14 protein-coding genes and 1 tRNA gene are annotated in these 13,701 nt (G+C 65.7%); 7 read left to right on the top strand and 8 right to left on the bottom strand.

Annotated elements, in window-relative coordinates; all coding sequences use genetic code 11:
- The first annotated feature begins 60 nt into the window (after positions 1 to 60).
- Positions 61 to 678, top strand: coding sequence for a hypothetical protein (locus tag RDU83_12855; protein MDQ7841892.1), 618 nt, complete (start codon positions 61 to 63; stop codon positions 676 to 678).
- Between the two features lie 34 nt (positions 679 to 712).
- Complete coding sequence (gene ggt, locus RDU83_12850; protein MDQ7841891.1) at positions 713 to 2,425, top strand: gamma-glutamyltransferase; 1,713 nt, start codon at positions 713 to 715, stop codon at positions 2,423 to 2,425.
- Positions 2,426 to 2,440: 15 nt separating this feature from the next.
- On the opposite strand, the gene RDU83_12845 is transcribed toward ggt, so the two are convergent.
- The 8 genes from RDU83_12845 to RDU83_12810 form a co-directional block, all read right to left on the bottom strand.
- Positions 2,441 to 3,745 (bottom strand): M20 family metallopeptidase, encoded by a 1,305-nt coding sequence (locus RDU83_12845; GenBank protein ID MDQ7841890.1) that lies wholly within the window; start codon positions 3,743 to 3,745, stop codon positions 2,441 to 2,443.
- Between the two features lie 46 nt (positions 3,746 to 3,791).
- Positions 3,792 to 4,634 (bottom strand): ABC transporter permease, encoded by an 843-nt coding sequence (locus RDU83_12840; protein MDQ7841889.1) that lies wholly within the window; start codon positions 4,632 to 4,634, stop codon positions 3,792 to 3,794.
- A 32-nt stretch (positions 4,635 to 4,666) separates the two neighbouring features.
- Positions 4,667 to 5,608 carry an ABC transporter permease gene (locus RDU83_12835; protein MDQ7841888.1) on the bottom strand — a complete coding sequence of 314 codons (942 nt, stop codon included), beginning with the start codon at positions 5,606 to 5,608 and terminating at the stop codon, positions 4,667 to 4,669.
- A 3-nt stretch (positions 5,609 to 5,611) separates the two neighbouring features.
- A complete protein-coding gene (locus tag RDU83_12830; GenBank protein MDQ7841887.1) occupies positions 5,612 to 7,111 on the bottom strand; it encodes an ABC transporter substrate-binding protein in 1,500 nt (499 codons plus the stop codon).
- A 155-nt stretch (positions 7,112 to 7,266) separates the two neighbouring features.
- Positions 7,267 to 8,379, bottom strand: coding sequence for a transposase (locus tag RDU83_12825; GenBank protein MDQ7841886.1), 1,113 nt, complete (start codon positions 8,377 to 8,379; stop codon positions 7,267 to 7,269).
- 104 nt (positions 8,380 to 8,483) lie between these two features.
- Entirely contained in the window at positions 8,484 to 9,791 is a 1,308-nt protein-coding gene (locus tag RDU83_12820) for a serine hydrolase (GenBank protein ID MDQ7841885.1), read from the bottom strand.
- Complete coding sequence (locus RDU83_12815; GenBank protein ID MDQ7841884.1) at positions 9,791 to 10,504, bottom strand: hypothetical protein; 714 nt, start codon at positions 10,502 to 10,504, stop codon at positions 9,791 to 9,793. The genes RDU83_12820 and RDU83_12815 overlap by 1 nt, the downstream gene beginning before the upstream one ends.
- Positions 10,505 to 10,508: 4 nt before the next feature.
- Positions 10,509 to 11,219 carry a hypothetical protein gene (locus tag RDU83_12810; protein MDQ7841883.1) on the bottom strand — a complete coding sequence of 237 codons (711 nt, stop codon included), beginning with the start codon at positions 11,217 to 11,219 and terminating at the stop codon, positions 10,509 to 10,511.
- Between the two features lie 272 nt (positions 11,220 to 11,491).
- On the opposite strand from RDU83_12810, the gene RDU83_12805 reads away from it, so the two are divergent.
- The 5 genes from RDU83_12805 to RDU83_12785 all read left to right on the top strand — a co-directional run.
- Positions 11,492 to 11,566: transfer RNA gene (locus RDU83_12805), tRNA-Val, on the top strand.
- Between the two features lie 403 nt (positions 11,567 to 11,969).
- The gene (locus tag RDU83_12800; GenBank protein ID MDQ7841882.1) at positions 11,970 to 12,569 is read left to right on the top strand and encodes a hypothetical protein; all 600 of its coding nucleotides are present in this window, start codon (positions 11,970 to 11,972) and stop codon (positions 12,567 to 12,569) included.
- A gap of 157 nt (positions 12,570 to 12,726) precedes the next feature.
- Positions 12,727 to 13,248 (top strand): hypothetical protein, encoded by a 522-nt coding sequence (locus RDU83_12795; protein ID MDQ7841881.1) that lies wholly within the window; start codon positions 12,727 to 12,729, stop codon positions 13,246 to 13,248.
- A 47-nt stretch (positions 13,249 to 13,295) separates the two neighbouring features.
- The gene (locus tag RDU83_12790) at positions 13,296 to 13,460 is read left to right on the top strand and encodes a transposase (GenBank protein MDQ7841880.1); all 165 of its coding nucleotides are present in this window, start codon (positions 13,296 to 13,298) and stop codon (positions 13,458 to 13,460) included.
- A gap of 100 nt (positions 13,461 to 13,560) precedes the next feature.
- Positions 13,561 to 13,701, top strand: a 141-nt coding sequence (locus RDU83_12785; GenBank protein MDQ7841879.1) for an SDR family NAD(P)-dependent oxidoreductase, incomplete at its 3' end; no start/stop codon positions are given.

Here is a 13,701-nt window from a genome sequence, read left to right as displayed (position 1 = left end):
CACTCGCTGCACCGACAAGGAAGCCCGGAGAGCCTGGCGTCCGACTACACTGTGCTCGTCATGCCGGCCAAGGGAATAACCGATGACGGCGCTGCATCCCGCCTGAAGCTGTGCCTGGAGGTCCTGATCAGGCACGAGCCGGTGAACTGGGGCGACTGCCGCATCGGGAACAAGTTCTCCACGACGCGCGACAGGCTGGAGGCCGGCCTCAAGAACAACTCCCTGGTGCACGCCGTCTACGACGACCCCGAGAAGGTGGTCCGGGTGCTGGAAGAGCTACAGCGGCTCGGCACAGGCCTCTCCGTGGTGGTTTCGGGGCTGTTCGACAGGGTGCGCGACTGCGCCCGCCGGGCCGGTGCCGATCAGCACACGGTGAACATGTCCCTGGGTATACACGGCAACACGACCCGCCTCCCACGGAACCCCCTGGTGATGGCCATCAACACCATGTGCGGACACGCGATGATCTCCTTCAACCTCATCAGCGCGCTTGCCGATCGAGTGGCAGGCGGCCTGATGGCCGCCGAGGAGGCTGCCGTCACGATGGCCCGCAACTGCCACTGCGGCATCTTCAACACCCGGCGGGCAGCAGTCCTGATCGGGGCGCTGGCAGCGGGGCGCAAGGCATGCGCATGTGGATGTGACTGCGCCGGGTCGGAAGGACCCGCGGTTGGGTAGCGCTGTGCCCGGAGACCAAGAGGCGCTGCAGTCCATGAGCCCCCCCTTCGTCAACAGCCCCGCGAACGACGCGCTGAGCGCTGGCGGCTTCTGCAGCTCGTCGCATCCCTGGGCGACGGCAGCGGGAGTGGAGATGCTGGCGCGCGGCGGAAACGCCACGGATGCGGCCATCGCCACTGCTTTTGCCCTGGCCGTGTGCGAGCCGGCCATGTCTCACCTCGGGGGCCAGGGGAACATGCTGGTGCACATGGCCGGCGAGGGAGAGACCGTGGGCATAGACTTCTATGCCTGCGCCCCCGGCGCCGCCCGCGCGGGCATGTACCGGTGGATCGAGCACCCGACCCAGGGTGACTACCGGTTCCTAACCGAGGGGGACCTCAACACCACCGGCGGGCTGTCGGTGTGCATTCCCGGCGCCGTCTGGGGATGGGCCTACGCGCACCGGCGGTGGGGCTCTATCCCCCTTGGGACGGTGCTGGAACCTTCCATCACCTACGCCCGAGGGGGCGTGCCCCTAGCCCGGCGCATGTCCGGGCTGGTCGCCGAAAACCGGGACCGCCTGGCGCGGTACCCGGCTTCAGCGGCCATCTTCCTCCGCCCGGACGGCTCGCCCAGGACGGAAGGTGAGGCGGTCGTGCAGCCAGAACTCGCGCAGACCCTGGAACGCATCGCCACCAGTGGGATCGAGGAGTTCTACTCCGGTGAGATCGCTCGCGCCATCGTGGACTGCGTGCGGTCCGACGGGGGTGTGCTGTCAGAGGAAGACCTGGCCCTCTATCCCGAGAAGCTGTTTCGGGTACTGCCGCCGGACGCCGTGTCCTTCCGGGGGTACACGGTGCAGTGCACGCCCCCGCAGTCCAGCGCGCTGCTCCTGCACCTGCTCTGCCTGCTCGACGGCTTCGACTTCCGCACCTGCGATCCGCTCTCGCCGGAGAAGCTCCATCTTCTGATCGAGGCCATGAAGCTCGCCTTTGCAGAGAGGGCGGTTCACATCGGCGACCACGCCTTCGTCAACGTGCCTATTGGTGGACTGTTCAATCCGGCGTACGCAGCGGAACGGCGCAGGAGCATAGACCCGCAGCGCGCGCAGTTCCCCGGGCCCGGCAACCCGTGGGCATACCAGGCGGAGCAGCCGGACCCGGCGAGCCTCACGGGCGTGATGCCCTCGTCGGCGGGGCACGCCAGCTGCACGACCCACCACTCCCACGTGGACCGCTGGGGGAACTTCGTTTCCATCTCCCAGAGCCTGGGCGATGCCTTCGGGTCGGCCATGGTGGTCCCGGGCCGCGGGTTCTTCCTGAACAACGCCATGAAACTGTTCGATCCCCGCCCGGGAACGCGCGTGGCGGCGATCGCACCGTACAAGCGCCCGCTCATGCCCTGCCCGACGCTCGTCCTGCGCGACGGCGCTCCGGTGATGGCCCTGGGCAGCCCGTCGGGCACACGGATCCCCAACGCAATCGCCCAGGTGCTGGTGAGCGTTCTCGATCACGGCACGTCCCTTCAGGCGGCAGTGGACGCGCCCCGCGTGCACTGGTCGGGGTACGAGCTCGAGGCGGAGTCCGATCTACCTGATGCCGCGAAGGCAGGGCTGTCGCGCCTGGGGCACGAGGTGCAGTACAGGAGCGCGAAATCGCCGTGGTTTGGGGCGGTGCAGGTGGTGACGCGAGACCCAAAGACAGGCCTCTGTCAAGGGGCCGCCGACCCTCGCCGGCAGGGCGCCGCCGCCGGCCTGGCAGACACCTGATATCCGCGACAGGACCTACTCCGACCTGCCCAGCCACTCCATGAACGCGACGGCGTAGACCTTCGCCATCTTGACGAGGTCGTCTGCCGCGATGTACTCGTCGTGGGCGTGATGGAGGTTGACCAGCCCGTAGCCGAACAGCACCGTGGGTATGGGAACGGTCGCCAGGAAGGAGCTGATGCCAACCGGGCAAGGCATCCCCGTAACCCTCGCCTCCTCCCCCAGCACGGCCTTCACCGCTCGGGCGAGCCCCGTTACCACAGGGTGGTCCGCAGGCGTGATCGCCGGCGGCAGGTTGCGCAGCACTTCAAGCGAGGCCGTGTTCTCAGGGTACGCCGCGTTGTGCGCCGCGACGACGGCCTTGATTTCTGCCAGCGCCGCCTCCGGATCGATGCTCTGGTGGATCTTGCGGTTGACCGTGATTTCACAGGTGCGCGACTGGTGGTGGACTGCAACTCTCTCCCCGCTGTCGATCCCGCTGATGCGCATCGCCGGATGCCCAGAGCCATCCACGGGGTCCTGATAGTCGTTGACTCGCTGCATGAGGGGGCCCAGGCGGTCGATCAGGGCCACGGCCGCCTCCGCAGCGCCCAGGTGCCGCAGCGGTGCCATGCTGTGCAGGTTGTGTCCAGTGAGCCTGATCTGGTAGGTCTGCGTCCCTGCAAGGGTGCGGATGATGTTGTTCGTGCCTAGGGCGGAGAAGTACTCACTGCCGAGCGGCGTGACGTCGCCGGTGCACGCGTACAGGGCCATGTCGAAGTCGAAAGGCATGTGCTCTGCCAGGTAGCGCATTCCGTACCGGCCACCGACCTCCTCGTCGGCGTCGTGGATGCAGACCAGGTCCCCCTCCAGTCGGCAGCTGGACGCCACCAGCGCCTCCAGGGCCATCAGGGTGGCGGCGATTGGGGACTTGTGGTCTGCCGCGCCTCGCCCGTAGATGCGGCCGTCGACGATCTCGCCCCCGAAAGGGTCCTTGGTCCAGCCCGAGGTCACCTTCCCGTCGTGGGGGTCAACCCACTCCCCGCAGTCCGGCGGTACGGTGTCCAGGTGGCAATTGACCAGCAGCCTGGGGCGGCCAATGCTTCCCTTCCAGGTCGCGACTACGTTGGGCCGGCCTGGGACCGCCTCCACGATGTCGGTGGCGATTCCCAGCGCCGCGTACCGATCGGCCACGAGCCTCGCCATGGCCGCCTCTCCCGGAGACGCCGGGTCGAAGGCGGGGTTGACGCTGCGCGTGCGAATCATGGTCTGCAACAGTGTCACCAGGTCGTCGCGGTGGCGCTCGACATACTCCAGCACGGCTTTGGACTGCTCCAGCATGTCTACGACTCCTCGATCAGATTCACCGCCAGGTCCCGCGCGGCTACTATCGGGCCCTGAGCTTCGGATCCGACAGGTCCCGCAGCCCGTCTCCCAACAGGTTGAATCCCAGCACGGTCACCATTATGAACAGGCCTGCGAACCCGGAGATCCACGGCGCGAGATCGATGTAGTGCTTGCCGTCGGTGATCATGGACCCCCAGGTGGGTGTGGGCGGCGCCACGCCCAGTCCGAGGAAGCTCAGGGAGGCCTCCACCAGGATCGCTGATCCGACGCCGAGGCTGACCATCACGACAAGAGGCGAGAGGACATTGGGGAGAACGTGGACTGCCAGGATGCGGCTGGTCGGCGCGCCCAGCGCCTCGGCCGCCTGCACGAAGTCCCGCCCCCGCACCGCCAGCACGGCGCCCCGAGTCACCCGGGCAAAGCGGGGTATGCTGGTGAGACCGATGGCGATCATGCTGTGGGTCAGCGACGGCCCCAGCGCCGCGACCACCGCCAGAGCGAGCAGGATGGTCGGAAAGGCCATCACCACGTCCAGCACGCGCCCGGTAAGCATGTCAACCCAGCCGCCGAAGTAGCCCGCCGCCAGTCCCACGACCAGGCCGGCCACGGCGCCGATACTGACTGCAACCACGCCCACCTGCAGGGAGACCCGCGTGCCGAACACCAGCCGGCTCCAAACGTCTCGGCCGAAGCCGTCGGTCCCCAGCAGGCGGCCGTCCTCGCCCGGGGGTCGGAGCCGCATGGGCAGGTCGATGGCGGTCGGGTCAGCCGGTGCCAGAACGGGAGCGGCCAGGGCCATCACCACGACGGCCAGGACGATCACCGCGCCCACCATCATCGGCGCGTGCGTGATGACCCGCCGCCACCTGGGAGTGCCGGTCACGCCTCTTCCGGCGAGATGCTGATGAGCTCCGCTCACTGGTACTGAATCCTGGGATCGAGCCAGCCGTAGACGAGATCGGTCACCAGGTTGACCGCCACGAACGAGATCGCCACGGTCAGCGTCACCCCCTGCACCACGGGGTAGTCCCGGGACAAGATGGCGTCAACAAGAAGCTTCCCGAGCCCGGGACGCGCAAAGACCGTCTCCACGAGCACCGCCCCGCCCAGCAGATAGCCGACGTTCAGACCGATGATCGTCACGATGGGGATGGCGGCGTTCTTCAGCGCGTGTCGAAAGACCACGGCCCGCTCCGTCGCCCCCTTCGCGCGGGCAGTGCGGACGTAGTCCTCGCGCAGCACCTCCAGCATGCACGACCGGGTCATGCGGGCGATGAGCGCGATCCCGGAGAGACCCAGGGTCACCGAGGGAAGCACCAGGGCATGGAGCATGGAGCCCAGGTCCCCTACGCGGCCGGCTCCGATCGTGGGAAACCAGCCTAGCCTCGTTGCAAAGAGCAGCGAGAGCAGCAGTCCGATCCAGAAGACGGGCGCCGCGATGCCTGCAGTGCTGAGGACCAGGCTGCTCAGATCGACCAGGCTGCCGCGCCGGGTGGCCGCAAGCACTCCCAGCGGGAGGCCCACGGCCACCGACACCAGCATCGCACCCGCGGCCAGCCAAAGAGTGTGCGGAAAGCGGCTCCGGATCTCACCGATGACCGGCCGCCGCGTGATGATGGACCGGCCCAGATCCAGGCGCACGTAGCGGGCAATCACCCTGGCAAACTGCACGGGCAGAGGAGCGTCCAGGCCCAGTAGGCGTCGGGTCTCTTCGACCTGCTCTGCCGTGGCCGAATCGCCCAGCATGGCGATCACAGGGTCACCCGGGATGAAATGGACCACCAGAAAGACCACGATGATGACGCCCAGGACCGTTGGTACCGTGGCTGCCAGGCGGGCCGCAAGGAGACCCCTCAACCTCTACCTCTCCACGGACACGTTGTCCAGCCGGATGCTGCGCTGCGGGTCGCCCACAAACCCCTTGACCCGCGCCTGCATGGCGAAGATGTGGTTCTCGTGATCGATGAAGAAGTAGTGCGCTTCATCCACTATGCGCTTTTGGGCGAGACTGAACAGCTCCTTGCGCCTGTCCTCGTTCAGGGTTCGCAGCGCCTCGTCCAACCACCGGTCCACCTCGGGGATGGAGATGTTCGCCCAGTTGTCCCGCGGTATCCCGCTGCTGTGGAACCAGATGTAGAGCACACGGTCGGGAGCGGGGTCCTGCCCCCGGCTCAAGGTGAACATGGGCATTCCCTCGGCCGACCGCAATCTTGCCAGGAAGGACGTTACCTCCATCACCCGGATCTCGATCTCGATGCCTACGCCCCGCAGGTGCTGCTGTATGACGGTCGCCGGCCTGGTGAAGCGATCGATGTTGGGCACGTAGAACGTCGTCCGAAAGCCGTTGGGGTACCCGGCTTCGGCCAGCAGCCGCTTTGCCCTGGAGGGATCAAACCTGTACTGCATGACGTTGGGCTCCGCATGCAGGACCCCCGGGGCTAGGATGGAGCGGGCCGGCGTGGAGACGCCACCGAAGAGGAACTGGACGATCTCGGTCCTGTTGACGGCATGGAGGACTGCCGTCCGCACCTTTATGTCGTCGAATGGCTTGTGCAGACGGTTCATGCCGAAGAACCGGGTGATCAGGCCGGGGGTCTCGACCACGGTCATCTTGGAGTTCTGCCTGTACTTCTTCAGCTTGTCCGGATCAGTAACCTGGACCAGGTGCACGTCGCCTGCCTCAAAGGCGTTGAACATGGTCGTGGAATCCGGAATCGGGACGTAGACGACGCGTGCGAGCGCCGGCCTCCCCCCCCAGTACTCGTCGAATGGGGTGAACACCGTCTCCTGCTGGGGCGCCCAGCTGGAGAACTGATAGCGGCCGGTGCCCACGGGGTCCTGGTCAAACTTGTCGCCCCTGGCCTTCACGGCCTTCTCACTTACGATGGCGCCAAAGCTCTGCGCCAGCTTGTCCAGAAACGCAGGGTCAGGCGAGTTCAGCAGGATTCGGACCGTGTGCCTGTCCAGGACCTCCACGCGCTCCAGCGAGGCCATCAGCTGAGAGTAGGGAGACTTCAGGGCCGGGGCCTGGATCCGCTCCAGGCTGAACTTCACGTCGCTGGCCTGCATCTCGCCGAATTCCTTGTGGAATCGGACGCCGCGGCGCAACTTGAAGGTCCACGTCTTCCCATCTGGAGCCATCGTCCAGCTCTCTGCCAGGGCTGGCTCTATCTTGACGGTGCCCAGCGCGTGACGGACCAACCCCTCGAACACGTTGACGGTCATCTGCTTGTCGGTCACGGCGCTCAGCACCGCGGGATCCATGGAGCCGCGGTCGTACTGCATGGCGATGCGCAGCTCGCCGCGCTGCGCCGGAACGGGGGCTCCTGCACCAGGACCCGCCCACAGGACGGCTATCACGACTAACAAACCACACAGTGTACGACTGAATCTCCTACGATCCACGCAGCCCACCCCTTTCGCAGTCTTCATTGCCCAGCTTATGGCCTCTCGAGCCGCACAGAGGAGGGTGTCCCGAGGGTAGTTGATTTTCTGGGAGCAACCCCCAGCACTCATTACGCTACCCTCGCCTCCTCCTCCTGCATGACAGCGTTCCTCAGAGCGATGCGCAACTGTGGCAACGCCCGATACCCGCGCAGCCGGCGCAGGCGAGGTTCGAGCTCCAACAGCGTGGTCGCCAGCCACCGTTGCTTCTGGTCACTCGTGGCCCAGCGATCGACTTTGCCCACCCGCTGCTCGACCAGCGCCAGGATGGACTCCAGTCCATTCGTAGTGCCCAAGCTCGTGCCCAGACGATCGGCCAGCCCCAGGCGATGGAGCGTGAGCGTTTCCTCCAGCCCTTCCGCCAGGCTCCGGGCGGCATCCTCCTTGAGCCGCCGCAGGTCTTGGTGCAACCGCTGCAGGTCGGCTTTAGCCAGGGCGTAGGTCGGCTGCCGGTACGCCCGCTGGAGTCTCGCCCGCCAGAGGGGCTGCAGGGCCTTGGGCAAGTAGGCCACGACGTTCTCCCGTTTGTGCCGGAGGGAGCGTTGCACCTGCGCCTGGTCGCCGAACACATCCCTGACCGCGCGCCGCAAACCCTTGCCGCCATCGATCACTACCAGCAGGCCCTCGGCCACCCGCAGACCACGCTCGAGGACGAAGTCATACTGGTCCAGACGGCGCTCCTGGAGGGCCTGGAGCTTGCGCGCCGTCGCCCGGATGTACCGGCGGGAGATGCTCGACCGGCTCAGCCCGAAGGCTTCCGGGACCGCCTCGGCCGCGGTCCGGTAGTCCCGGCAGCTCAGTCCATAGAGGATCCGCCGGAGCACGCCTTCATCGGCCGCGCGGGGCTGCTGAAGTCGGGTGTAGCTGTGCAGGGGGACCTCGATGCCCGCCTGCCGGTTGCGCACCCGGGGCACCGGGAGGGGCAACTTCTGGTCGGCCACGTAGACCGAGCCCCGCTGCCGGCCCCAGCGCACCAGATGCGGGGCGCCATCGCCGCGCGCATAGCGCGGGCCGGCCAGCGCCTGGACCTCCTGCTGGAGCACCTCTTCCACCGCCTGCAGGCCCAGGGGGATCAGGTCCTGGACAAGGGCGATCCTGACATCGAGGGCATCAGCCTCCGGCAGCGCCACCTGGTGAGCCATCCGGGCCTTGCCCTGTGCACCTATCCGCACTACCGTGCACATGGAGCAGCCCCCTCCCTGTGGTGTGTTGGTTTCCCACAAAGATCAGTTCACCACACTGAGGTGCTGCTCCCTCGCTCTTTCAACTACCCTTGGGACACCCTCACCTACGCGAAAACAGCGTGTACCAGCCGTCCGACCTCGGCGATAGCCGCGGCCCCGGCCTGGTCGTCCGCGAGATCGCGGGCGAAGGCGCAGACCAGCACCGGGCCGCGTGGCACGAACAGGATCCCGGCGTCGTTGCGGACCCCGGCGATCGATCCGGTCTTGTGAGCGATCTCGGTACCCGGCGGCAGGTGCAGCGGCAGCCGGTCGCGCACCTGCTGGCGTCCCATGAAGTGCAGGGCTCGCTCCCGGACGCCGGCGGAGAGCGGCCCGTCACGCACCAGCATCTCAAGCAGCCCGACCATCTCGCGGGGGGTAGTAAGGTCGTTATCGCAGTCTGCATAGGCACGGCCGGCAAACGACCGCACGCGCGCCTTGAGGATCTGCTCCACCTCGAGACGCGCCTCTGGGGTGAAGGGACCCGTCGGGCGCCCTGCCAGCTCGAAAAGCAGCTCCCGGCAGCTCATCGGCACGCGCGTCACAGAGAACCCCCACGACGCCAGCCGCCGGTTGATGGCCTCCTTGCCAACCAGATCAACCAGGATGTCGGTGGCGGTGTTGTCGCTGATGATGACCATCAGCATCGCCAGGTCCGCAACGCTGAGCGCCGGGGAAGAGGTCAGCTCCTTCAGGACACCGGAGCCCGGGGACTTCATCTCCTCGGTAACGGTCACCGTGCCATCGAGGCGGAGGCGTCCCTCCTCTACCTGCAGCAGCAGCTCGATCAGCACCGGGATCTTGAACACGCTGGCCGTCGGGAAGGGCCGGTCGGGCTCGAGGAAGATCTCTTGGCCGTCCCAGACCGTCTTGACGCCGACGCCCAGCACCCCTTCCAGCCGGCCCGAGAGGCGGGCAAGCTCCGAGCGCAGGCCGGCCCCGGCGTCGGGGGCGCCAGGGAGAGAACCCTGCGGCGGAAGACCATCAAGAGCACGGTTGGCCAGGGCATCGGCCGCGGTGTTCCGACCGCGAAGGATGTGGGTGATGTGCCATCTTCGGAAGCCCGCAAGCGCTTTGAGCGCGGCCCTGTGCAGGGGCGCCAGATTGGGACTCTTGACCTTGTAGGTGCCGGCGATCTGCCGGACCAGCAGGTCGCTGTCCGCCAGTATCTCAACCTCGTCCGCCCCGCGCGCGCGGGCTTCCTCAAGAGCACGGAGCAACGCCTCGTACTCCGCGACGTTGTTCGTGGCCTTCCCCAGGGCCTCGGCAACCTCGGCGATCACCCGGCCACGGCCGTCCTGCACCACCACGCCTATGGCCGAGGGACCAGGATTCCCCCGCGAGGCCCCGTCAATGAACAGCCGAAGCTTCATTACACCTGAAACACCCGAACCACGAGCAGCCGTCCGCAACCGTCGCAGGCCGCGAGTGCATTTGGATCCCCGGCGATCTGCTGCAACCGTCCCTCCGGAATGGCAACGTGGCAGCCATCACAGATCCCACCGGTGACCGCCACAACCGCCAGGCCCACCTTGTGCTCCCTCAACCGCTCGTATCTCTTCAGTAGGTACTCGTCAATCTGGGACGCGAGCGCCGACCTCCGGGCGGCCAGATCCGCGATCTCGCCATCAGCCGCTGCCGTCGCTGCGATGAAGGCGGCCTCTTGCTGGGCCAGCGCGGCCACAGCGGCCTCCAGCGCGGCCTCGGCTCGGCGCGCCTCGGGCTCAATCTGCTCGACCTGCTCCATCACCGACAGCGTCTCATCCTCGAGGCCGGCCTTGTGACGATCCAGCGCGCCTATCTCATCCTGTATGGCGGCCAGCTCCTTCGGATTGGCCGTGCGGCCGCTGTAGAGATCGGCATCGAACTTGGCACGTTTGTCCTCCAGGGAGCGGATTCCGAGGTCGAGCGCGCGCAGGCGGGCATGCCAGGCGTCCAACCGGCCCTGCAGGTCGGCCAGTTCCTGGGCCGCCGCGGCAACCACCGCCCGCTGCGCGGTGCCGTCATCAAGGCCCGCCCGGTGGGCAGCGGTTCGGATGATGGCCGTGTCGAGCTGTTGGAGGTCATAGAGCTGGTATACAGCCACCCGGCTATCGCTTTCTTGCGGGCGTTGCCTTGGAATGTACCTTCGGCTTGGTCTGCTGGCCCCTCTTCTCCTGGCTGACAACCTTCACCGGCCTGGAGGGGGTCTTGACCCTGAGGGTCTTGGGCTTCTCCTCCACGGCTCCGGCAGGCGCCACCGGGAGCGCAAGCTGAGGTGCGCGGCCGATTGCAGGGGCCGGCACTGCCGCGCGGGAAGGCGGGGCAGGGCGGGGAGGAGGGGCCGGCCTTGCCGGGACCGGCGGCCGTGGCTTGGCTACGAACAGGGATCGGGGAATGCCGCCCAACTCGGGCGAGCTGGGCGGAACGTTGAGCCGCTTACGCTTGGCCTCCCACCACTTCATGTACTCACGCCCGAGACGCTCGAAGTAGTCGAAGGTGTCCGGCCAGTCGAGATCCTTGCGCATGCCCTGAATCACCGGCTCAACTTTCGCCCAGGGGATGGGGAACAACTCGAAGACCGCCTCGCGGTCCACCACGCCGGCTTCCACCAGGAACCCAACGTTGTCGCAGAAGACGGCCAACCGAAGCAGGTTGTTGAAGCGGATGCTGCCCGGCGGGCACTCAATGATGAACTGATCGAAGTCCCGAAAGTCGAACTGGAACACCACATACTGCATGGCCTCGAGGTTCTGAGGGGTATCGGCCATCTGCATCAGCCGCTGAATCGCTTCGAGCTGAGCGGGCGTCTGTTTCTTCACTTGGGTTCACCTCGGCTTGGTCGGCACCGTCCGGCGAGACCCCCTTCCGGGAATCCCTTTGACCGTGTCACAGTGCTAGTTAAGGGGAATTCGCCCTGCGACCGGGTTTCCCCTGCGAACTGGGGCCTGACGGGGCTTCTCGCGGGCCGGACACTGGAGCTGCGGAGCTGACTGACCTGGTAAGGTAAGAAATATTTAACTGTACCGGAGGTCTGACGCGCGCGTACTAGCAGCTTATCCACAGGATATCCCGCATGATATACTGGCGCAGCGGGCGAGTAGCTCAGCGGGAGAGCGCCTCTCTTACACAGAGGAGGTCGGGGGTTCGAGACCCTCCTCGCCCACCACGGAAAGCCCTCGTCAGGTCAGCACTTCAGCCCTATCTCTCACCAGAAGGCCCGCAGATCAAGGATGCTAGGCGACACTATGGCGTAAGGGCCTGTGGGGCAGGCATTCTGGCCGGTGGCTTTGGGCGGGCTTCGGGGTCCTGGTGGCCCTTGTACAGCCTAACTACAGCCAATGGGACGGGATCTACCGCTACGCCATCATCGAATCGCCCGCCGCCCAGCAGCCGGCGATCCTGGGGAAACCGGCCTGAACCTTTGGCTAGATCGCAATCCTGACAAGCAGGACACACCGGTGCCGTGGGTGAATGTGCCCGGGGTAGGTTCTAGGGGGAAGGACGGAAATCGCAGGAGCACGTGCGTCACTTCGCGAACGCATGAGCGGCGATTGCCTCGGGGGTGTGACGTGATGCGATTGCTCAAATGGACCTGGACCTTGCTCGTCCTCCTGCTGGGCCTGATGCCTCCGCTCCAAGGTGTCGTCAAGGGCCAGGAGCCAGTTCCCCGTAGCGAGAAAGTCACCGTGCAGGAAGGTGAAAGAGTCAGGGTCCGAATCCTACAAGAGATCTCCTCGAAGACGGCGAATGTCGGTGATGTGTTCGATGGTGAGGCCGCCGACGATGTCGAGGTTGGCGGGAAGGTTGCAGTAGCGAAGGGGGCCAGGGTTCTCGGGACTATCACGGCTGTTCAGCGTGCCGCGTGGTTGGGCAGGCCTGGCCGTCTCGGCTTTGCCTTCGAGCACGCCAGGGCGGTCGACGGGACCAGGGTTCGGTTGCGAGCGACTACGGAGCGAGTCGGACAAGGAAACGAAGCCGCGGCATGGGGTCTTGGATTGCTGATTTTCTTCCCACTCCTGCTCATTAGGGGGCAAGAGATGGAGGTCAAGTCCGGCACGGTCTTCACCACATTCGTGGACCGGGACGCCGTGGTGACCGTCCCGCTGCCGGCTGTCACCGAAACACCGCCTGCCCCCATCCCGTCGCCTTCCCCAACTCCGAGCCCATGATTCACCTCACCTCGTGGTTGCGCGGCGAAGCCATCACGGAGGCCTGGCTGTGCCGGCGATTGCGGTGGAGGGCCGCCCTTGGGTTGTCGTGCTAGGCTGACACAGCGGGCGAGTTAGGCCGACCAGTCTAGTAGGAGTTAGGCCTGGGGGGAAACGCATGGATAGCGCCGTCCAACAACTTCAGGCGCTCCGCGAGAAGATCCTCGCCGCGATTCCGGACCCCTGGCTCTTCCCAGGGGTAGGGAAGGTTCAGGGCTTTATGGGCGTCGGCCCCGTGATGTTTGTCGCAGAGCGCCCTTCCACTGGATCCTTCCCAAGCCGCGCTGATCGCTTCCTCTATGGCCTCCTCGAAAAGTATGGGATGGAGAACAGCCATTTGACGGACATTATTAAGAGTCGAGGCCAGGTTGGAGCGCCCTACCCCGACATGACTTTGCACCGTCGGGTATTTGATCAGGAAATCGAGATTGTCCGGCCTAAACTCATTATTGCCTTCGGCCAAAAGGTATACGATCTCCTGCAGTTCGCCTTGGCGGGGACGGGAATCCGAATTCGGCAGGTCTGGCACTACGCATACACTCGGCGCGGTCGCGAGAAGCCTGAAGCTTTTGAAGGTCAGATCAAAGAGGTTTTGCAATCGGAAGGCCTAACCAGTCGCTCCAGCCGACCGGGCACTTGACCCGATAAAGTTGACACTCTGGCCTAACGCGGGCAAAGGGGGTTTTGATGGCCAGAGCAACGGGTCCAAGGAAGGTTCATCGCTACACCGCTGAATTCAAGCTCAAGGCGGTGAAGCTCAGCGAGCTCAATGGCGTCCAGGTTCAGGACGTCGCCGAGGCGCTCGACATTCATCCGTTCATGCTGTCGCGCTGGCGCAAGGAGGCGCGTTGAGAAGAAATGCAGCCCTTCTGGGATGGCTCGCCTGCTCCGCCCTTCTGCGGCAGGGCAAAGGGAGCATGAGAAAGCGTGAGTTGTAAGGAGAAGCACAGGAATGGAAATTCAAGGGAAAGTCATCATCGTTACAGGCGCGGCCTCCGGCATCGGACGGGGGTTGTGTTTGAGATTTGCCGGTGAAGGCGCGAGGGTGGTTATCGCGGCGGATGTCAATGAAGCGGGTGCTAAAGCGGTGGCC

The organism is bacterium, assembly GCA_031082185.1.
Taxonomy (GTDB): Bacteria; Sysuimicrobiota; Sysuimicrobiia; order Sysuimicrobiales; family Humicultoraceae; genus VGFA01.
This window is presented reverse-complemented; position numbering and strand designations above follow the sequence as displayed.

Excerpts from the sequence above, each read along its gene's own strand:
- RDU83_12855 (MDQ7841892.1), top strand. The coding sequence starts at position 61 with ATGCCGGCCAAGGGAATAACCGATGACGGCGCTGCATCCCGCCTGAAG.
- ggt (MDQ7841891.1), top strand. The coding sequence starts at position 713 with ATGAGCCCCCCCTTCGTCAACAGCCCCGCGAACGACGCGCTGAGCGCT.
- RDU83_12845 (MDQ7841890.1), bottom strand. The coding sequence starts at position 3,745 with ATGCTGGAGCAGTCCAAAGCCGTGCTGGAGTATGTCGAGCGCCACCGC.
- RDU83_12825 (MDQ7841886.1), bottom strand. The coding sequence starts at position 8,379 with ATGTGCACGGTAGTGCGGATAGGTGCACAGGGCAAGGCCCGGATGGCT.
- RDU83_12820 (MDQ7841885.1), bottom strand. The coding sequence starts at position 9,791 with ATGAAGCTTCGGCTGTTCATTGACGGGGCCTCGCGGGGGAATCCTGGT.
- RDU83_12795 (MDQ7841881.1), top strand. The coding sequence starts at position 12,727 with ATGGATAGCGCCGTCCAACAACTTCAGGCGCTCCGCGAGAAGATCCTC.
- RDU83_12790 (MDQ7841880.1), top strand. The coding sequence starts at position 13,296 with ATGGCCAGAGCAACGGGTCCAAGGAAGGTTCATCGCTACACCGCTGAA.